20 protein-coding genes are annotated in these 19,316 nt (G+C 34.0%); 10 read left to right on the forward strand and 10 right to left on the reverse strand.

The features are described from left to right. Positions 1 to 8 precede the first annotated feature (8 nt). Both A5893_RS17005 and A5893_RS17010 read right to left on the reverse strand, forming a co-directional pair. Positions 9 to 1,247 carry a carboxypeptidase-like regulatory domain-containing protein gene (locus A5893_RS17005; protein ID WP_068823796.1) on the reverse strand — a complete coding sequence of 413 codons (1,239 nt, stop codon included), beginning with the start codon at positions 1,245 to 1,247 and terminating at the stop codon, positions 9 to 11. Then, a complete protein-coding gene (locus A5893_RS17010) occupies positions 1,231 to 1,806 on the reverse strand; it encodes an RNA polymerase sigma factor (protein WP_068823797.1) in 576 nt (191 codons plus the stop codon). Before A5893_RS17010 ends, A5893_RS17005 begins: the two co-directional genes overlap by 17 nt. Positions 1,807 to 1,899: 93 nt before the next feature. Here A5893_RS17010 and A5893_RS17015 point away from each other — a divergent pair, with 93 nt between their 5' ends. The 4 genes from A5893_RS17015 to A5893_RS17755 all read left to right on the forward strand — a co-directional run bounded on the left by A5893_RS17015 (position 1,900) and on the right by A5893_RS17755 (position 5,195). Further along, positions 1,900 to 3,768, forward strand: coding sequence for a vWA domain-containing protein (locus tag A5893_RS17015; RefSeq protein ID WP_068823798.1), 1,869 nt, complete (start codon positions 1,900 to 1,902; stop codon positions 3,766 to 3,768). After that, the gene (locus A5893_RS17020; RefSeq protein ID WP_068823852.1) at positions 3,761 to 4,501 is read left to right on the forward strand and encodes a DUF4197 domain-containing protein; all 741 of its coding nucleotides are present in this window, start codon (positions 3,761 to 3,763) and stop codon (positions 4,499 to 4,501) included. Before A5893_RS17015 ends, A5893_RS17020 begins: the two co-directional genes overlap by 8 nt. A 91-nt stretch (positions 4,502 to 4,592) precedes the next feature. Further along, positions 4,593 to 5,027, forward strand: coding sequence for a hypothetical protein (locus A5893_RS17025; protein ID WP_068823799.1), 435 nt, complete (start codon positions 4,593 to 4,595; stop codon positions 5,025 to 5,027). Between the two features lie 15 nt (positions 5,028 to 5,042). Then, positions 5,043 to 5,195, forward strand: coding sequence for a hypothetical protein (locus A5893_RS17755; RefSeq protein WP_157687591.1), 153 nt, complete (start codon positions 5,043 to 5,045; stop codon positions 5,193 to 5,195). Here A5893_RS17755 and A5893_RS17030 read toward each other — a convergent pair. Beyond that, the gene (locus tag A5893_RS17030; RefSeq protein ID WP_068823800.1) at positions 5,190 to 5,420 is read right to left on the reverse strand and encodes a hypothetical protein; all 231 of its coding nucleotides are present in this window, start codon (positions 5,418 to 5,420) and stop codon (positions 5,190 to 5,192) included. The two genes, A5893_RS17755 and A5893_RS17030, sit on opposite strands and share 6 nt — an antisense overlap. A 213-nt stretch (positions 5,421 to 5,633) precedes the next feature. Here A5893_RS17030 and A5893_RS17035 point away from each other — a divergent pair, with 213 nt between their 5' ends. Next, positions 5,634 to 6,359, forward strand: a complete 726-nt coding sequence (locus tag A5893_RS17035; RefSeq protein ID WP_068823801.1) for a DUF4197 domain-containing protein — start codon at positions 5,634 to 5,636, stop codon at positions 6,357 to 6,359. Between the two features lie 132 nt (positions 6,360 to 6,491). Beyond that, positions 6,492 to 7,070: a hypothetical protein gene (locus tag A5893_RS17040; RefSeq protein WP_068823802.1), complete on the forward strand. Its 579-nt coding sequence runs from the start codon at positions 6,492 to 6,494 to the stop codon at positions 7,068 to 7,070. An 89-nt stretch (positions 7,071 to 7,159) separates the two neighbouring features. Here the strand turns inward: A5893_RS17040 and A5893_RS17045 are convergent, their stop codons facing one another. From A5893_RS17045 to A5893_RS17075, 7 genes are all read right to left on the reverse strand, one after another. Continuing rightward, positions 7,160 to 8,407, reverse strand: coding sequence for a sulfate adenylyltransferase subunit 1 (locus A5893_RS17045; RefSeq protein WP_068823803.1), 1,248 nt, complete (start codon positions 8,405 to 8,407; stop codon positions 7,160 to 7,162). Further along, positions 8,407 to 9,297 carry a sulfate adenylyltransferase subunit CysD gene (cysD, locus tag A5893_RS17050; RefSeq protein WP_068823804.1) on the reverse strand — a complete coding sequence of 297 codons (891 nt, stop codon included), beginning with the start codon at positions 9,295 to 9,297 and terminating at the stop codon, positions 8,407 to 8,409. Before cysD ends, A5893_RS17045 begins: the two co-directional genes overlap by 1 nt. A 133-nt stretch (positions 9,298 to 9,430) precedes the next feature. Continuing rightward, entirely contained in the window at positions 9,431 to 10,153 is a 723-nt protein-coding gene (locus A5893_RS17055) for a phosphoadenylyl-sulfate reductase (RefSeq protein WP_068823805.1), read from the reverse strand. Between the two features lie 134 nt (positions 10,154 to 10,287). Further along, complete coding sequence (locus A5893_RS17060; RefSeq protein ID WP_068823806.1) at positions 10,288 to 11,805, reverse strand: TSUP family transporter; 1,518 nt, start codon at positions 11,803 to 11,805, stop codon at positions 10,288 to 10,290. Then, the gene (gene cobA / locus A5893_RS17065) at positions 11,783 to 12,550 is read right to left on the reverse strand and encodes a uroporphyrinogen-III C-methyltransferase (RefSeq protein ID WP_068823807.1); all 768 of its coding nucleotides are present in this window, start codon (positions 12,548 to 12,550) and stop codon (positions 11,783 to 11,785) included. The genes A5893_RS17060 and cobA overlap by 23 nt, the downstream gene beginning before the upstream one ends. A gap of 1 nt (position 12,551) precedes the next feature. After that, a complete protein-coding gene (locus A5893_RS17070) occupies positions 12,552 to 14,648 on the reverse strand; it encodes a HEPN domain-containing protein (protein ID WP_068823808.1) in 2,097 nt (698 codons plus the stop codon). A 283-nt stretch (positions 14,649 to 14,931) separates the two neighbouring features. Next, positions 14,932 to 15,876: an MBL fold metallo-hydrolase gene (locus tag A5893_RS17075; RefSeq protein ID WP_068823809.1), complete on the reverse strand. Its 945-nt coding sequence runs from the start codon at positions 15,874 to 15,876 to the stop codon at positions 14,932 to 14,934. Positions 15,877 to 16,343: 467 nt separating this feature from the next. Here A5893_RS17075 and rplM point away from each other — a divergent pair, with 467 nt between their 5' ends. From rplM to tsf, 4 genes are all read left to right on the forward strand, one after another. Further along, positions 16,344 to 16,787, forward strand: a complete 444-nt coding sequence (gene rplM, locus A5893_RS17080; RefSeq protein WP_068823810.1) for a 50S ribosomal protein L13 — start codon at positions 16,344 to 16,346, stop codon at positions 16,785 to 16,787. 18 nt (positions 16,788 to 16,805) lie between these two features. Further along, a complete protein-coding gene (gene rpsI, locus A5893_RS17085; protein WP_068823811.1) occupies positions 16,806 to 17,192 on the forward strand; it encodes a 30S ribosomal protein S9 in 387 nt (128 codons plus the stop codon). A gap of 18 nt (positions 17,193 to 17,210) precedes the next feature. Further along, complete coding sequence (rpsB, locus tag A5893_RS17090) at positions 17,211 to 18,107, forward strand: 30S ribosomal protein S2 (protein WP_068823812.1); 897 nt, start codon at positions 17,211 to 17,213, stop codon at positions 18,105 to 18,107. A gap of 133 nt (positions 18,108 to 18,240) precedes the next feature. After that, positions 18,241 to 19,080, forward strand: coding sequence for a translation elongation factor Ts (gene tsf / locus A5893_RS17095; protein ID WP_068823813.1), 840 nt, complete (start codon positions 18,241 to 18,243; stop codon positions 19,078 to 19,080). The last annotated feature ends 236 nt before the right edge of the window (positions 19,081 to 19,316 follow it).

Below are 19,316 nucleotides of genomic sequence, written 5' to 3' on the forward strand. Positions count from 1 at the left end.
ATTTTGTACTAAAATTTAACAGTTACTTTTGCTATTTGAGGGATTTTATCTGTAGAACCATTCCATCCTCCAGGATAGTCAATTACTAAATTTACAGCTTTTTCATCGGCGACAGCATTAAAACTTTTTAAAACTTTAAAATCCGTTAGTTTTCCATCTGCTTGTATCACAAATGTTAAAGTTACTTTACCGTGTTTGTTGTTTGGTAGTTTTGCTTGTTCATCTAAATATTTCCTAAAATTTGACCATCCATTTTTAGGTCCCGCAATTATATTTTGAGATTTTTTTAATTTGCCGTAACCAATAACAACTACTTCTGATAGTGAAGATTGGGCTTGATTTAAAGCTATTTTTAAACTATCATTTCCATTTATGGGAATATTTTTTGTTTCATATCCAATATAGCTAGCCACCAAATCACTAGTTTTGGAAGCCGAAATATTAAACTCTCCATTCGCATCAGATTGTGTGATTAAACCAGAAATTGGATCTTTTATTGATACACCAGGAAGTGACGAACCATCTTTTTCGTCAACTACCTTCCCTTTAATGTTATTGAATGGCGCTGCATTATTTATTTTTGATGAACGGGCAGCCATCAGATTTTCTTGCTTTACAGAAGAAATAGAACCTACAATGTCTTTTTTATATTGGGTGGCATAACCAACTACGGCAACTTCATTTAAATTTCTTGATTTAATAGAATCTGCTGAAATTTTTTGAGGCTCTAAATAAATATCCTTTTCAGGATTAATTACTTTCGATTGGTTAGGCGCTAAATTATCATCCAATAAAGCAATTTGCTCTTCGTTTTTTGATTCAGCCAAAGGCGAACTATAAATCTTATTTTCAATTGAATCTGAAGAATCTAGTTTTATTTTCTCAGCTTGTGGAATTTGTTTGCTCTTCTGCAAATCCGCAAGTTTAAAGTTTTTATCATCTGGTATTTGGTTAAAATAGATTCCCGCTATAGTAATACAAAATATTATAGAAGCGGCAATTCCCCATTGTTTTATCCCCCAACTTAGGCTTAAAATTTTTCCTTTATCTTTTATTCTTTCATTAAGGCGGCTTTCTAAATCACTCAAATCTGAATTTTTAATATCAAATTCTGTAAAACCGTCCAAAGCATCTTGTAAAAATGGGTCGTCCAAAGCCCTAGCCTCTAAACTGTTCATTTCAGTTGGGCTAAGTTCTCCATTTAAATATTGGCGAATCAGTTCTATATCTTTATCCTGCTTGTTCAATTTTTGCCTCTATGCAAAGTTTTAAATTTCTTTTTCCGTTTTGAATGTAGCTTTTCACTTTTTTTAAATCATAACCAGTTTCCTCTGCAACTTGGGTATAACATTTTTGTTGAAGATAAAATAGTTTAACGCTCAATTGCTGTTCGGTATTTAGCGTTTCAATGCAGTCTTCCATTAAAAGCAAAGATTTCTCTTTTTCATAAACATCTTCATGATGCAATAAAACGTTTGATTCCATAAATTGCTCATCAATAGCTACCATATTAACTTTTGATGTTTTTCGTAATTCCATCAAACAAAAATTACGACTTAAAACGTAAAGCCAGCTTTTAAAATTTTTTACCTCGTGTTGTTTCACTTTTGATATCAGCTCTTCAAATATTTGCATAACAGCATCTTTACTACGCTCTTCATCTTTAAAATATTTAAGACAAACACCGTAAACTAAAGCCATATAATCTTGATATAAAACGCCCAAAAGCTTTAAATCGCCCGATATTTTATATTGGGCAATCAGTTGCTCCTCATATAAAGAGCGTTCTTTTGGTTCAACAATCATCGACATCTAATATCAATAATAAAAAAAATATTTGGGCTCTTTATGGAAAGTGGTTTTTAAGTGCATCATTATGATGAATTTAAAACAAAAATTATGAAAAGGATATGCACTTTAATTATTGCCGCCACAATATTGATGGCTTTTAAAACCGATGATTTAAAACTAGTAACAGGTTATGTTTATGATATTAACCAACAAGCTTTGCCAGGAGTGAACATCAGCGCTAAGCAAAACGCTAATAATAGAACTTTAACAGATATTAATGGCTACTTCAAATTAAAAGTTTCGCAAAGCGAGAAAAAAATTATTGTTTCTTATATCGGTTATGAAACAAAAGAAATAGCAATTAAAAATGAAGTATTAAAAATCAATTTAACTTCTTCTAAAACAGCTTTAAATGAAGTAGTTATTGTTGGTTACGCCCCTCAATACAAAAAAGATGTTTCTGGTTCGGTTACACAAATGAATACAATGGCAGTAAGAGGATTTGCTTCATCGCCTTCAATTATACAGCAAGATTTTAATACAGAATCTTACAACGCCATCAATGAAAATGGTTTTAAGAATGCAATTGATAATAGCCTTTCTACTTTTTCTATAGATGTTGATGCCGCTTCTTATAGTAATATGAGAAGGTTTATAAAAATGGGACAAATGCCGCCAAAAGATGCGGTTAGGGTAGAGGAAATGATCAACTATTTTGGATATGATTATCCAGAGCCTAAAACAAATGAACCAGTAAGTATTACTGCTGATGTTGCCGATGCGCCTTGGAATAAAAACCACAGATTGGTAAGGATTGGTTTAAAGGCGAAAAGTATCAAAACAGAAAATTTACCCGCTTCCAATCTTGTTTTTTTAATTGATGTTTCAGGATCTATGCAAGGGCCAGATAGATTGGAGTTATTGAAAACTTCCATGAAATTATTAACTGACCAATTAAGGTCAAACGATAAAGTTGCCATTGTAGTTTATGCCGGTGCTGCCGGTTTAGTTTTACCAAGCACAAACGGCAACGATAAAAATAAAATTAAAGATGCGTTAACCAATCTTTCTGCAGGCGGCTCAACTGCTGGTGGAGGAGGGATAAAATTAGCTTATGAAACCGCAAAGAACAACTTTATCAAGGGCGGCAACAACCGTGTGATTTTAGCTACCGATGGAGATTTTAATGTTGGCGCAAATAGTGATGCAGAAATGCAAAGGCTGATTGAAAGTTACAAAAACGATGGCGTTTTCTTGAGTGTTTTAGGTTTTGGAAGTGGAAATTTAAAAGACAGTAAAATGGAAGCTATCGCCGATAAGGGAAATGGAAATTATGCCTATATAGATGGAATTAATGAAGCCAAAAAAGTATTGATCAATGAATTTGGTGGAACGCTTTTTACAATTGCAAAAGATGTAAAAATACAGGTGGAATTTAATCCAGCAAAAGTAGCGGCTTACCGTTTGGTAGGATATGAAAACAGGTTATTAAACAACGAGGATTTTAAAGATGATAAAAAAGATGCTGGAGAAATGGGAGCTGGGCATACGGTTACAGCACTTTATGAGATTATTCCAGTTGGTGTCAAAGATGAGTTTACTAAAAAGTTAACAGATTTAAAATATCAAAAACCTATAGAAACCAAAAAATCCGATGAATTACTGACCGTTAAAATAAGATATAAAAATCCCGACGAAAATAAGAGTAAGGAGTTAAGCGTTTCATTAATTGATAATAATCAAAAGCTAGAAAATGCTCCAATAGATTTTAAATTTGTTGCCGCTGTCGCCGAGTTTGGATTGCTAATTAGAGATTCTGAATTTAAACAAAATGCTGATTTTAATCAGACAGTTAATTTAGCAAAAAGCGGAAAAGGAAAGGATGATAATGGTTACCGAGCAGAGTTTATTCAATTGGTAGAAAACGCTAAATTATTATCCAAAAAAGATGTAATTTCAAAAAATGATGATGAATAAAACACTCAATAAAATAACGCTTTCGCTGATGCTTTTAATGGCAAGCAGCGGAGCGTTTGCACAATTTGGTAAATTGATAGATAAAGCAAAAAGCGCTGCAGCAGGAAACGGAATTTCTGCAAGTCCGACGGATATTGCAACCGCTTTAAAACAAGCTTTAGAGTTAGGCGCAACAAAAAGCGCAGATTTACTTTCAACACAAAATGGTTTTTTTGCTAATCCTTCGGTTAAAATTTTGTTTCCGCCAGAGGCGATTAAAGCTGAAGCAACTTTAAGAAAATTGGGATTAAATAAAATGTGTGATGATGCCATTTTAAGTTTTAACAGAGCTGCCGAAGATGCCGCCAAAACCGCAAAACCTATTTTTGTAAATGCAGTAAAACAAATGACCATCAAAGATGCAACCAATATTTTAATGGGCGCTAATGATGCGGCAACTACCTATTTTAAAAACAATACAACTGATTCTTTATCTAAAGTTTTTGAGCCTATTGTAGGTAACAGCATTGAAAAAGTTGGTGCAACAAGATTATACAGCGATGTTGCAGAACGCTATAATAAAGTTCCATTTGCCAATAAAATAAACCCAGATTTAAAACAATACGTCACCCAAAAAGCCATTGAAGGTTTATTTAAACAAATAGCTGCCGAAGAACTCAAAATTAGAGAAAACAGTGCTTTCAGAACTACAGATTTAATGAAGAAAGTTTTTGCTCAGGCAGAGAAGAAGTAGGATTTTTTATGCTGAAAGTTATTTTAATTAAAATATAGAATTTTATATTCAAACAACTTGATAAAAATAAAAGACACCAATTGAATAGAGGATGAAAATAAAAATCATAAGCCAATATCAATATCGTAATTTTTGTGGGGTGTTGCTTTTTTTATTGATTTTAATAAGTTCTTGTTATTCTGTAGATGACAGTCAGTACCTTAATATTTCTTTTGATAATAGTAAAGTCAGTTCTCAATCTTTAAGAGAGTATATTGATAAAACTTCAGATAGAATTCCTGATTCGATTGTTACATTTTTTTATGAAGATGAAAATATCCCTCAAAATGAACGGGTTGTCCATTTTAAAAATAAACCAGAAGAGTGGTATCTTATTGATTTTTCAATAACACCATGTTGGATATTAGCAATTTATAATCCTGATTTATCGGATAGCGCTTTCACAAATTATAATCAGCTTAGTGATAAAGAACTGATTAGGATTAAGAAAAGATTTGAATTAGAAATATTAAATAAAGTTAAGTAGTTACATTATTTATCAATGGCCCACCCATCTGTCCGTAGTCTGTCGGGTAAAGGCAAAAGAGGGAAAGGGGACTACGGATTAGTAATAAAAAAGAGTTTCCAAACTCAAGAAAGTCAAAACAGAGCTGAAAGAGAAAAACAGGATTATCCTAAACCAACGGTTTTATAAACCATTCTTGCTTTTCAATTGGTCATAAATTTCATGAGCATCAGTAAATTGATTTAATGCTAAATTTTCCTGACTATCTAAAATTCTTTTTTGATCTTCTGATAAAACATAATCTTGTACATCACTATCTAATAGAGCATCCACATAACCAGACACTCTCTCTAAAACATTTTGTGGTGCATTTTTAAGTTTATCTGTCAGAGAATTATAAGTGATTGAATCCATAACCTTTTTACGTTATCTTATTATTTATCCACATTCTTGTTTTGCTATTCTAAAATAGAGAACTATTAAATTGTTTTGTAAATATAACCAAATGGAAATCAATTTTAAAAAGACAAATTAGGACTGAAAAAAAAACGATTTTAAGATAATTCATAAATTTATATTACAATTTTCTCTTGGCAACATTATTGCCTTTAATGCTTCAAAAAACAAATGAAAAAACTTATCCTAATATCCATCCTATCAACAACTTTATTGTTTTCTAGTTGTGATACTTTAAATCAATATGCTGGGGTTATTAATCAGGCAACTGGCATTCCTACTAATACAGAAATTAACTTGGGCTTAAAACAAGCTTTAGAGTTTGGCACAAATTATAGCGCCGAAAGATTATCTGCAAAAGATGGATACTTAGGAAATTTGGCAGTTAAAATTTTGATGCCGCCAGAAGCGCAAAAAGTCGAGAAAACTTTACGTTCGCTTGGGTTAAATTCTTTATGCGATAATGTAATCACAAGTTTAAACAGAGCAGCAGAAGATGCGGCAATTCAGGCTAAACCTATTTTTGTTAATGCCATTAAACAAATGAGTTTTCAGGATGTGAGCAACATTTTATTAGGGCAACAAGATGCAGCTACTATGTATTTTAAACGAACCACTAGTATTGCATTAGCAGATAAATTTAGACCAAGTATAAATACTAGTTTGAGTAAAGTTGGCGCAACAAAATATTGGGGAGATTTAACCAGCACCTATAATAAGATTCCCTTAGTAAAACCCATAAATACAGATTTGGCTGGTTATGTAACTGATAGAGCAATAGACGGTTTATTTATAGAAGTTGCCCAGGAAGAGTTAAAAATTCGCCAGAATTTAGTGGCAAGGAGCACTTCATTATTACAAAAAGTTTTTGGCTACGCCGATAGAAACAGACAATAGAATGATTTTTTGAGTGAAAATAGGCATAGATTATGTCTGTTATTATGTGATTGAAAATTTAAGAACGATTAACCATAAATCTTAGATTTTTATGATATATAATAATTTATTAACATCAAAACACAAAAAATCATGAAAAAAGTATTATTAACAATCGCAATGGCAGTTGTTGCTTTTACAATCACTCAAGCCCAAATCCAAAAAGGAAATGTATTAATGGGCGCTAACATTTCTAACATTAATTTCGGTTTAGATAAACCAAATGTATTTTCTTTTAATCTAAATCCTAAAGTAGCCTGGTTTGTAGCAGATGGTGTTGCATTAGGAACAGACCTTAATTTCGGTTTACAAACTGCAAAAAATGCTGGTACTGATATCAATTATGGAATTGGTGCTTTAGGTCGTTATTATTCTGGTGAAACTTCTGGAGAAGTAGTAAAAAACTCTATGCTTTTCGGAGAAGCTACAGTAGGAATTTCAGGAGTTAATCCTTCTATTGGTGGTTCTACCAATGGTTTAGGTTTTAGCTTTGGTCCTGGTTTTACTTATTTTATTACCAACTCTATTGGTTTAGAAGCTTTATTAAAATATAATGGAGTTGTAGGTTTTGGAAGTAGCGCTTATGCACATAGCTTAAGTTTGGGCTTTGGTTTCCAAGTTTATTTACCTGGACAAGCAACCGCTAGAAAAGTTAAAAACGATATGAACTAATTAGTTCATTATTCATTAAAAAAGGCTTATCAATTAAATTTGATAAGCCTTTTTTGGTTAAGCTTTTTGTTCGTTAATGGAGTTTTAACTTATAATGCTGCTCTCAGCATCAAAGCACCAACAGTAACATTAGTTCTGCTATCTATAATTATGGCACCACCATTTCTTTTGTTACTTTCATAAGGATCAAAAGCTAATTCATCGGCAGTTTTAATTTCTACTCTGCCAATATCGTTTAAACCAAAAGTATCGGCATTCACTTTTTCTAAAGTATTGATATTTACTTTGTACAAAACCTCTTTAATTTTACAACGTGTAACTTTACTTTGGTGTTGGATAAAATAGGTGGCAGTAGTATCCAATTCCCTGGTATCCATCCAACAAATATCAGCTTCAATTTGGTTGGAAACTAAAGGCGAGCGTTCTATTTCTCCAATCATATCTCCTCGGCTAATGTCAATTTCGTCTTCTAAATGCAGAGTGATTGATTTTCCTTCCTCAGCAATTTGTAAATCACCATCAAAAGTTTCAATTCTTTTTATTTTCGATTTATTTCCAGAAGGATAAACTTTAATTTCTTCGCCAACACTTAAGGCTCCACTTAGCACCCTTCCCGCATATCCGCGATAATCATGTAATTCATCAGTTTGTGGCCTAACTACCCATTGAACTGCCATTCTTGCCGGTAACAAATGATCTACCTGATGTACAGGAACTGTTTCTAAATGTGCTAACAAACTTTTTCCTTTGTACCAAGGCATATTTATCGAATCATTCACAATATTATCACCTTTTAAAGCACTTACAGGAATAAAAGTAACTTCTTTAATCCCTAATTTAATTGCTAATTGATGATAATCTGCATGAATTTTCTCAAAAACTTCCTCGCTATAATCCACCATGTCCATTTTGTTTACACAAACCACCACATGTTCTAAAGCCAATAAAGAAACCAAATAAGAATGACGAATAGTTTGCTCTATCACGCCTTTTCTCGCATCCACTAAAATAATAGCTAAATCCGCATTTGAAGCACCAGTAACCATATTTCTGGTATACTGAATATGCCCTGGAGTATCTGCAATAATGAACTTTCTTTTTTCTGTTTGAAAGTATTTATAAGCAACATCAATCGTAATTCCTTGCTCACGTTCTGCCTTTAAACCATCCGTTAAAATGGCTAAATCAACCGTTCCGTCGTCATTTTTTCTGTTCGATTTTTGGATAGCTTCCAGTTGGTCGGCTAAAACAGAATCAGTATCGTACAAAAGCCTTCCAATCAAAGTGCTTTTTCCATCATCCACACTTCCTGCGGTTAAAAATTTTAATATATCCATTAAAAATATCCTCCTTTTTTACGGTCTTCCATGGCTGCTTCAGAAACTTTATCATCCATTCTAGCACCACGCTCACTTATTTTTGATTGCGAAATCTCCAAAATAATATCATCTATTTCTGTTTTTTCCGATTCTACAGCTGCAGTACAAGTCATATCACCAACGGTACGGAAACGCACACTTTTTGTATAGATTTTATCATCAGCATCCATATTTAAAAACTCATGAGCCGCCATCCAAACCCCATTTCGCTCAATAACTTCACGATGATGAGAATAATAAATAGAAGGAATTTCTATATTTTCTCTTTTGATATAGTTCCAAACATCCAACTCCGTCCAGTTGCTAATCGGGAAAACCCTTACATTTTCTCCTTTATGGATTTTTCCATTAAAGGTGTTCCAAAGTTCTGGACGTTGGCGCTTTGGATCCCATTGTCCAAATTCATCACGAACAGAAAATATCCTTTCTTTTGCCCTTGCTTTTTCCTCGTCTCTTCTTGCGCCGCCAATACAGGCATCAAACTGATTTTTTTCAATGACTTCTAAAAGAGAAACAGTTTGCAAAGCATTTCTGCTGGCATTTTTACCTTTTTGCTCTATCGCTCTTCCACTATCAATAGCATCTTGTACATGCCCAATAATTAATTTCTCGCCAAGTTTTTGAACCAGTTGATCTCTAAATTCAATCACTTCAGGGAAATTATGGCCAGTATCAACATGTACCAACGGAAAAGGAAACTTTCCCGGACGAAAGGCTTTTTCTGCCAAACGAACCAATGTGATAGAATCTTTTCCTCCCGAAAAAAGCAAAGCTGGCTTCTCAAACTGTCCTGCTACCTCCCTTAAAATCGCTATGGCTTCCGCCTCTAGTTGATCTAAATAATCCATTTTTTTTATAATAGTATCAAGTATTTAGTGTCAAGTATCAAGATTTTGCAATCTGATAAGCACTATAATACTTTTATAAATTTATTTTAAAACATCCAATCTTAAGACTCCAGTCCTCAGACTCCCGACTCTCTTAAGGTTTAAAAACTTCCTCATGTGCGCTGGTTTCATGTAATCCACACTCTTTTTTACTCGCATCTTCCCACCACCAGCGTCCTGCTCTAAAATCTTCGCCAGGTTGCACCGCTCTTGTGCAAGGTTGGCAACCAATACTTGGAAAGCCTTTGTCATGCAACGGATTATATGGCACATTTTTCTCTTTCACATAAGCCTTCACGTCTTCTAAAGTCCAGTTAAAAATAGGATGAACTTTTATCAATTGATGCGCTTCATCCCATTCTACCCAATCCATATCTTCACGGTTTGCAGATTGCTCTGCTCTAATTCCGGTAATCCAAACTTTTTGCCCAGCCAAAGCTCTATTTAAAGGCTCAACTTTTCTAATTCCACAACATTCTTTTCTATTCTCTACAGATTCATAAAAGCTACTTGGTCCTTTTTTAGTCACTATCGCTTCCAGCTTTTCTTTATCGGGATAAAAGGCATGAATTGGCTTTTTATACCTTTCTAAAGTACGGTTCCAAGTGTAATAAGTTTCTGTAAACAACCTGCCGGTTTCTAAAGTGAAGACTTTGATGTTTAAATCGGCAGTAAAAATCATATCAGATAATACTTGGTCTTCCCATCCAAAACTGGTAGAAAAAATCAAATCTTCTTTAAAATATGAAACAATAAAAGCCAAAACCTCTTGAGGTGATTTATCTTTTAATGCGTCTTTTAATTGTTTTATATCCATTTTTATTTTAATGATTTGGGCGTTTTAACACGCTATCCGCTATATCTTTTTTTGCTATTTGCTAAATGGTTAGTGCAAAAAAAGGATGCCACTTCTATCGTTAACGCAAAACCTTTTATCCTCAAGTATAATAATTAAAAAGCCATTAAAAACTTACCAATGCTGCGCAAACTTACTAAAATAACAATGATCGAAACTGCTACCATAATGGTTTTTGCTGATATTTTATTCGATATTCTTGCAGCGATTGGTGATGCAATTGCACTTCCCAAAACCAAACCAGCAACGGCGTACCAATGTAATCCGTTTAGCATCGTCACAAAAGTTAAAGAACTCATTAGCGCAATAAAAAAACGACTTAATTTTACAGTTCCTAAGGAGTAACGGGCATTTCTTCCTCCGGCAATTAATGAAGACAAAACAATCGATCCCCAGCCGCCACCACCAACTGCGTCTATAAAACCTCCTGTAAAACCCAAAACACCTATTTTTTTAATTTTTGGACCAGCTTTGGCATTTTTTAATTTTAAAACGCCAGATTTTTTTAAAATCACGAAACCTAAAATTAAAGTATAAAGCGAAATTAAAGGTTTAGTATAATGTGCGTATTCTTCTAATGATGATAATAAAAAAGCTCCTAAAACAGCTCCGATAATTCCGGGAATCAGCAATAGTTTTAATAATTTTTTGTTGATGTTTCCCATTCTATAATGCATCCAACCGGCAATTCCATTACTTAAAATTTCTGAAATATGAACCGCTGTACTTGCAGAAGCGGGTGGAATTCCCATTGATAGAGAAAATGTGGTAGAGGTTACTCCATAAGACATTCCTATTGCTCCATCTATCATTGCGAAGATAAATCCTGCTATTAAAAACCAATAAAATTGTGGATTAACACCAGCAACATAATTACGGAAAACAGGTTCTTCTTTCCATAATACATAAAAGATGATAGCCGCAAAAACCACCACAAAACTCCAAATGATATAACTTAAGGTTGCTGGCTTTAAATTTTTATCTGGTTGTTTTTCAGAAACTAAACTTGCAGTCGCCTGGTTTAACGCTTTTACTTTATCGCTAAAATCGCCTTTAAGGGTTAATCTTAATTTATTGATTTGTTCTAAAGTATCATCAATTTCATTAGGAATGTTTTCGTTTAAAACTTCTTTAATGCGTTTTGCAACCGTGGGCGATTTTCCGTTGGTTGAAATAGCGATTTTTAAATTTCCCTTTTTTACGATGGAACCTAAATAAAAATCACAAAGTTCTGGAGTATCTGCTACATTTAAAAGCAAGCCTTTTTCTTTTGCTATTTTTCTGATATATTCATGAAGTTCACGGTTATCAGTAGCTAAAATTACGAGTTCAATATCGTTTAAATCCTCATCCTGAAATTTGCGTTCTATTATATTAACCGATGGATGGTGGATGACTAATTCCTTCAACTCCGGTAAAAAACGATCAGCAACTACATTTACTTTGGCTTTTGGAGAATTGCCCAATAAAGCACTTAATTTCTCTAAACCTACATTTCCACCACCAACTAATAAAGTTTGAAAGTTTTGTAGCTTTAAGAAAACGGGAAATAATTCGTTTCCATTTCCTTCATCTATGATTTTATCATCGTTATTCTGTGTCAACAAACTCATAAGATGATAAAATAGGTTGAAAAGTTGGATGCAGACTAACTACTTCTCCAATTACGATTATCGCAGGAGCACCAATTTTGTTCTCCTCAATTTGTTCTACAATGGTATTCATTACTCCAACTGCAGCCTTTTCTTTTGGGGTCGAACCATTTTGTATGATAGCAACAGGCAATCGGCCTAAGCCATTATTTTTATAAATCTCAACAATTTCTTTAATTTTATTTACGCCCATTAAAATTACAACCGTTGCTTTTGTTTTTACGGCAACCTTTAAATCGTTAGAGATTTCTCCGTTTGCTTTTGTACCGGTAATTACCCAAAAACTCTCGCTTAAACCACGATGTGTTAAAGGAATGCCTTGCAAAGCAGGAACGGAAATTGAGCTAGAGATTCCAGGAATTACTTCTGTTTGGATGTTGTAAGAATGCGCAAAATCAATCTCTTCATAACCTCTTCCAAAAACGAAAGGGTCGCCACCTTTTAAACGGACAACGTATCCATATCTTAAAGCACTATCCACTAAAAGTTGGTTAATTTCTTGTTGTTTTAAAGAATGTTGTCCAGCTCTTTTACCTACAAATATTTTGATGGAATTTTCTGGAGCCATTTCTAACAAGGCTTCATTTACCAAAGCATCGTACAATACAACCTCGGCTTTAGCCAAAGCTTTTGCACCTTTTATGCTAATTAATTCTGCATCGCCGGGACCGGCACCAATTAAAGTTATTTTAGGTTCTAGTACCATTTTATGCTAATTCTTGGTTTGGCCTAAAAGCTTTTACCTTGTTTAAAAAATCATTTGCTTCTGCTAAATAAGCTTCAGCGAAAGCGGGAGAAGGCTCATTTTTATTGATTTGTAGCACTAAATCACTAAAACTTTTAATGCCAAACTCTTCAGCAAATTCTTCATCAAACTTGTTTATAACACCTGTTTGTGTACTTTGGTTAATGCCTTTATCTAATAATAATGCTTTTGCTCCGCTAACCATTGTGTTGTAAGTGTGATAAATTGCATCTGCCCAAGCTTTATTATCGTAAGCTTCATTAGCCCAACCAAATTTCTCTTCTGCTTCGTAAATTAATGTGGCTACTAAATCAATTACAACTCCGGCACATTCGCCCACACCAATTGCGGTAACAAAGGTTTCTTCATGTCCCCAATCCACAAATTCATCATCTTTAACATCCGACTGGTCTGCGATTGGTTTTAATAATTGATAGAAATAATCTTTCCCTAATTCATCGTAATAAGCATGAAAATTTTGATAGAAATTACCTTTAATTTTATAATCATCCAAAATAGCTCTCAAAACGTGAGGTGCTCTTTTAGAGGGAACTTTTAAAACTTTATCAGCAGCCCTGCCAATACCATCGCCAACAATTCCTCCTCCTAATAAAACCTGAACAGAAGGCATTACTTTACCGTCAACTTTCATAGAACTTCCATGGAAACCAATGTGGGCTAAACCATGTTGACCACAACTATTCATGCAGCCACTAATTTTTATTTTTATTTCTTTGTCTGCTACAAAATCAGGATATTCCTCGTAGATAACTGATTCTAAAACTCTTGATAGTTCCATAGAATTAGAAATTCCCAAATTACAAGTATCTGTTCCGGGGCAAGTGGTTACATCGGCAACGCCATCAAAACCTGGTGCAGCTAATTTTAATTCATCCAAAGCCAAGAAAAGATTTGGTAAAACTTCTGGTCTAACAAACTTCAATAGTAAACCTTGGTTAATAGTTATCCTGATTTCATCAGCAACCAAATCTTTAATAGCAGCCACAAAAGCTCTAGCCTGATTAGTTGGAATATCTCCGGTTTGCACTTTTATATAAACACCAAAAAAACCAGCTTGCTTTTGCTCAAAAATATTAGTTGCTTTCCATAAATCATAAGCCAATTGCTTTTCTTTAGGAATGGCTAAAGTTTCAACTTTAATTTCTGAAGCTTGAGGTTGAATAATTGAATCACGATTGATTTTAAATGTTTTTGATTTGTTGGCAATTTGTTCCTCGGCAACCAATCTAATCACTTCTTCAATCCCCAACTTGTTCACTAAAAACTTTAACCGAGCTTTATTTCTGTTGTTTCTTTCACCGTATCGGTCAAAAACCCTTAACACAGATTCTGAAAATGGAATTATTAAATCTTCATGCAAAAATTCATGAACAACATGTGCTAATGAAGGCTGCGCTCCCAAACCACCGCCTAAAACAACCTTAAATCCTCTCACTTCTTCACCGTTTTCTTGTTTGATTTTTGGGATAAAACCTAAATCATGAATAAAAGAAAAAGCTGTATCTGCTTCGCTAGAAGAAAAAGCAATTTTAATTTTTCTGCCCATTTCTTGGCAGATTGGATTTCTTAAAAAATACTCGAAAAAAGCCTGAGCATAAGGCGAAACATCAAAGGGTTCTGTAGGGTCAATTCCTGCAGTTGGGGAAGCGGTTACGTTTCTTACGGTATTGCCGCAAGCTTCGCGTAAAGTAATATCATCTTTTTCAAGCTCCGACCAAAGTTGAGGTGTTCTATCTAAACTTACGTAATGGATTTGTATATCCTGACGGGTAGTTAAATGCAGATTTGAAGATGCATATTCATCAGAAACGTCAGCTATTTTAAGGATTTGCTTAAAAGTTATTTTTCCATAAGGCAATTTAATACGCACCATTTGAACCCCAGCCTGGCGTTGGCCATAAACGCCACGAGCCAAACGTAGACTTCTAAACTTTTCTTCGTGGATTTTACCTTCATGAAAAGCCCTAATCTTTTTTTCAAGATCAATGATATCTTGCTCTACTAATGGATTTTCTAATTCTGTTCTAAAACTTTGCATACATTTTTAATAAAAAAACCCCTTCTAAATTTTGAAGAGGCTTAATTAACACACATTAAAATAGGTTTATTTTGGTGCAACACTCCCCGTATTATCTTTGTTTAACTGCATACAGCAGCAACTTTTTGTTTTGCTTTTAAATGAAAATGAAATTCTCATGCGACAAATATATATAAAGTCTATGTATTTAGTAGATTTAATTTAAAAAAGTTTAAAAAAGATATAATCAATTGTTATTTACAATATTAATGAGGTTTTATTGAGTGAAATAATATTTAAATATTTACAAGATGACTTCTTTTCCCTGTTCAGGAAAAACAATATTTAAATGAAGAAGATTATTGGCTTTAACTTCTTTCTTAATTTCTTCGATATGATTACCAAATGGTTTGATATGAGTAATCACAACATTCAAATTTTTTAAGGCGTTTGCTCCTGTATACTTGCTCAAATGTTGCATTTCTTCCATCAATAAATTAGGAGTTAAATGTCCAAAAAGTTGTTTTTCTGATTGTGAATTAGGAAAAGAAACTTCTATCATTATCGCTTTTAGCTGATGGCTTTTAATGAGCGGTGCAACAGTTTTCCAGAGACTATCCAATTTTTGGGATTGCTCAATTCTATCAGCTCCGGTATCTCCTAAATAAAGCAGATAACTTTCCTTTGAGCGAACTAAAAAAGCAGTGCTTTCATAAGGTTTTCCATGACTTAAAGGAAAAGGCTTCATAAACATTTGCGTGTTTTCTAAAGGGATTTCTTTCCCTTTTTCTAACGTTACATAATGATATTTGCTTAATGCGGGTTTCTCTCCTTGGTTGGCAAAATTTGCCCAACTTTCCCAACTAAAATAATGCTTTTTAAAAACATCAATTATATAGGGCATCGCATAAATTGGTTTTGGGCTATCATCAGGGGCATTTAAAACAAGCCCAGCTAGATGATCTAAATGGCCATGAGAAATAAGATAACCTTTTATGCTATCTCTTAAAATTTGTTCGGCATCTCCTTTAAAAACATGATTATCGATTGCTTTTTGGATAGCGAAATGAAGCGTTCCTGCATCCAAGCAAACATATTGGTTTTGTCCGTCAGGAGCAACCATATAGGCAGAAAGATTATCTTCATGACTGCCGCCCATAACACCTAATGGAATTATTTTAAAGTTTTGAGCAAAAATTAGTTCAGATGAACTGCTTAAAATAAATAATAAAAATAATCGCTTAATCATTTTCGGAAATTGGATTAATGAGTTTGAATTCTGGAACAAGCTTAATGTTTACTACTTTGCCATCAATATAATGACGAGTAAATTCTGCCTTATCTCCAAAGGTATATTTTCTAGTATCGGGTACTACAGATTCTTCTGTAATAAAATAGGCATGTTTATAAAAAAATTAATATGCCAATAAATGCTTTTTTCATCGATAAAGAAATGATTTAAAACAAATTTAGCAATTTGCTGCAATTAGATGATTGCCAAAAGTGTTTATAAAAAATTATAATTTCCTATTTAACTGTTTTTCCATTGCTTTAATGGCTCTTGGCCTATTTCTAAAAACTAAATTAAAAATGCTTGTCTTTTATGCTTGATAAATAATTATACACCCAACCCTTTGATATTTAAATTGATAGTTCTATCTTTGCAGTCCCTAAAATTTGGGGATATTATATAATTAATCATTTAAATTAAAGCAAGTGAATACGTTAAGTTACAAAACTGTCTCTGCAAATAATAAAACCGTTGACAAACAATGGGTTGTTGTTGACGCTGAAGGAGAGATTTTGGGGCGCTTGTCTTCTAACATCGCTAAGGTGATCAGAGGAAAAAACAAGCCATCGTTTACCCCACACGTAGACTGCGGCGATAATGTAATCGTTATCAATGCAGACAAGGTTAAATTGACAGGAGATAAGATGTCTGACAAGGTTTATGTTAGATATACTGGTTATCCAGGTGGTCAGCGTTTCATTACTCCAAAAGAGTTGATGCAAAAACACCCAACTCGTATTATTGAGAAGGCTGTACGTGGGATGTTACCTAAGAACAGGTTAGGAAGAGCAATCTTCAAAAACTTGTATATCTACGCAGGAAACGAACATCCGCATGTTGCACAAAACCCTAAAGAACTTAAATTTTAAATTTAAAGGAGAAAAGAAATGTCAGTTACTAATACTTCTGGAAGAAGAAAAACTGCAGTTGCCCGTATCTATTTAAAAGACGGCAACGGTACCATTACCGTAAACGGTAAAGATCATAAAGAATATTTCCCTACGTTGCCTTTGCAATACATTGTTAACCAAGCTTTTATTGTTGCGGAAGTAACAGGACAGTTTGATGTTAAAGTAAATGTTGCTGGTGGTGGGGTTAAAGGACAGGCTGAGGCCGTTCGTTTAGGTATTGCTAAAGCTATTGTTGAATTAGACCCAATTAGAAAACCTTCACTTAGAGCTAAAGGTATCATGACACGTGACAGCCGTATGGTTGAGCGTAAGAAACCAGGTAGAGCTAAGGCTAGAAAGAAATTCCAATTCAGTAAACGTTAAAATTCGGAGGACAAGACAATGGCAAGAACAACTTATCAGGACTTATTGGATGCAGGTGTACATTTTGGTCACCTTACCCGCAAATGGAATCCGAAAATGGCTCAATATATTTTTATGGAGCGTAACGGAATTCACATAATCGACTTAAATAAAACTTTAACAAGAGTTGAAGAAGCAGCATCTGCTATCAAACAAATTGTTAAATCTGGTCGTAAAGTATTATTTGTTTCTACTAAGAAACAAGCTAAAGACATCGTTGCAGAATATGCAAAATCTGTAAACATGCCCTTCGTAACCGAAAGATGGTTAGGTGGTATGTTAACTAACTTTGCTACTGTTAGAAAGTCGATCAAGAAGATGACAAACATCGACAAGATGACCAAAGATGGTACTTATGATGTACTTTCTAAAAAAGAAAAATTGATGATACAACGTGAGCGTATTAAATTAGAAAGCCTTTTAGGAGGTATTGCTGATTTAAACCGTTTACCAGCTGCATTATTTTTAATTGATGTAAAGAAAGAGCATATCGCTGTTACTGAAGCTTTAAAGTTAAATATCCCAACTTTTGCAATGGTGGATACTAACTCTGATCCTTCTAACATTGATTTCCCAATCCCAGCTAACGATGATGCTACTAAATCTATCGCTTTAATTTCAGGAATCATTATTGATGCCATTAAAGAAGGTTTAGAAGAACGTAAGCATGAGAAGGATGCTGAAAGCGATAAGGAAGCTGCTGCTGAAAAAGCAAAAATTGATGCGCCAGAAGCTAAAGAAGCAAAAACAGAAAGAGCACCTTCTGAAGGTGGCAAAAGAATCCGTAAAGGAGCTGATGCCTCTGAGCCAGTTGCTGTAGCTGAGCCTGTTGCTCAAGAAGCTACTGCTCCTGCTGAAGAATCAAAGGGAGAATAAACCCCTCTTTCCCCTAAAGGGGATGCCTATTATGGTGCTTTGCTATTCTAATTATTAATTCACAAAATATTCACACCCAGTTCCTTTCTCCGCAGCTGGCGGAGGAGTTGGAAGGGTTCTAAAAATTCATAAAATGTCTACAGTACAAATTTCTGCAGCAGATGTAAACAAACTTCGTCAGCAAACTGGCGCAGGCATGATGGATTGCAAAAAAGCTTTAATGGAAGCTAACGGCGATTTTGAAGCTGCAACTGATTATTTACGTAAAAAAGGTGCTAAAGTAGCTGCTTCTCGTTCAGATAGAGATTCTAACGAAGGTGTTGTAATTGCTAAAACTACCACTGACGGTAAAAAAGGGATTATAATTGAAGTTAATTGCGAAACTGATTTCGTTGCTAAAAATGCCGATTTCGTTGCTTTTGCTCAAGCTATTGCTGATAAAGCAGTTGCGACAAGTCCTACAACTATTGAAGAATTAGTTTCGTTAGAAATGGATGGTGCAAAAATCTCTGATTTAATCATTGATCAAACTGGTAAAATTGGCGAAAAAATTGGTGTCTCTAAATTCGAGATTGTTGAAGCTGAAAAAGTTATTGCTTACATTCATGGCAATTACCGTTTAGCTGTTTTGGTTGGTTTTAACCAAGATGGTGAGGGCTTAGACGAAGCTGGAAAAGATGTTGCTATGCAAATTGCAGCAATGAGTCCAGTTGGGGTTGATAAAGAAGATGTTGATTCTAGAATTATCGAAAAGGAATTAGAAATTGCTAAAGAGCAAATTAGAGCAGAAGGTAAGCCTGAAGCGATGATTGAAAAAATTGCTGCTGGTAAACTAAACAAATTCTACAAAGAACAAACTTTATTAAATCAAGAATTTGTTAAGGATTCTTCTAAAGATATCCGTAAATTTTTGGACGATACTAACAAAGGCTTAACAGTTACAGCTTTTAAAAGAGTTGTTTTAGGAGCTTAGTTTCTAGATTTAAGAAATAAGAAGCAAGAGTTAAGACCTTGCAAACTTTATATAAATCCTCACCTTTTAGGTGGGGATTTTTTGTTTATAATTTTCGCCACTAATTTCACTAATCTATATCGATTTTAATCCAAACGCAGCAATCAAGAAAATCCTAGAATTCTGTAAATCAAGATTCAGACAATTTTACTAGAAATGAATTAAGAATAATAAGTTTATTTTGTTCTCAATTTATA

The organism is Pedobacter psychrophilus (assembly GCF_001652725.1).
GTDB classification, from domain to species: domain Bacteria; phylum Bacteroidota; class Bacteroidia; order Sphingobacteriales; family Sphingobacteriaceae; genus Pseudopedobacter; species Pseudopedobacter psychrophilus.

Coding starts and splice junctions, on each gene's coding strand:
- A5893_RS17060 (WP_068823806.1), bottom strand. CDS start 11,805: ATGAGTTTGTTGACACAGAATAACGATGATAAAATCATAGATGAAGGA.
- A5893_RS17015 (WP_068823798.1), top strand. CDS start 1,900: ATGAAAAGGATATGCACTTTAATTATTGCCGCCACAATATTGATGGCT.
- A5893_RS17010 (WP_068823797.1), bottom strand. CDS start 1,806: ATGATTGTTGAACCAAAAGAACGCTCTTTATATGAGGAGCAACTGATT.
- A5893_RS17040 (WP_068823802.1), top strand. CDS start 6,492: ATGAAAAAAGTATTATTAACAATCGCAATGGCAGTTGTTGCTTTTACA.
- tsf (WP_068823813.1), top strand. CDS start 18,241: ATGTCTACAGTACAAATTTCTGCAGCAGATGTAAACAAACTTCGTCAG.
- cobA (WP_068823807.1), bottom strand. CDS start 12,550: ATGGTACTAGAACCTAAAATAACTTTAATTGGTGCCGGTCCCGGCGAT.
- rpsB (WP_068823812.1), top strand. CDS start 17,211: ATGGCAAGAACAACTTATCAGGACTTATTGGATGCAGGTGTACATTTT.
- A5893_RS17025 (WP_068823799.1), top strand. CDS start 4,593: ATGAAAATAAAAATCATAAGCCAATATCAATATCGTAATTTTTGTGGG.
- cysD (WP_068823804.1), bottom strand. CDS start 9,297: ATGGATTATTTAGATCAACTAGAGGCGGAAGCCATAGCGATTTTAAGG.
- A5893_RS17035 (WP_068823801.1), top strand. CDS start 5,634: ATGAAAAAACTTATCCTAATATCCATCCTATCAACAACTTTATTGTTT.
- A5893_RS17075 (WP_068823809.1), bottom strand. CDS start 15,876: ATGATTAAGCGATTATTTTTATTATTTATTTTAAGCAGTTCATCTGAA.
- rpsI (WP_068823811.1), top strand. CDS start 16,806: ATGTCAGTTACTAATACTTCTGGAAGAAGAAAAACTGCAGTTGCCCGT.
- A5893_RS17755 (WP_157687591.1), top strand. CDS start 5,043: ATGGCCCACCCATCTGTCCGTAGTCTGTCGGGTAAAGGCAAAAGAGGG.
- A5893_RS17030 (WP_068823800.1), bottom strand. CDS start 5,420: ATGGATTCAATCACTTATAATTCTCTGACAGATAAACTTAAAAATGCA.
- A5893_RS17045 (WP_068823803.1), bottom strand. CDS start 8,407: ATGGATATATTAAAATTTTTAACCGCAGGAAGTGTGGATGATGGAAAA.
- A5893_RS17055 (WP_068823805.1), bottom strand. CDS start 10,153: ATGGATATAAAACAATTAAAAGACGCATTAAAAGATAAATCACCTCAA.
- A5893_RS17070 (WP_068823808.1), bottom strand. CDS start 14,648: ATGCAAAGTTTTAGAACAGAATTAGAAAATCCATTAGTAGAGCAAGAT.
- A5893_RS17020 (WP_068823852.1), top strand. CDS start 3,761: ATGAATAAAACACTCAATAAAATAACGCTTTCGCTGATGCTTTTAATG.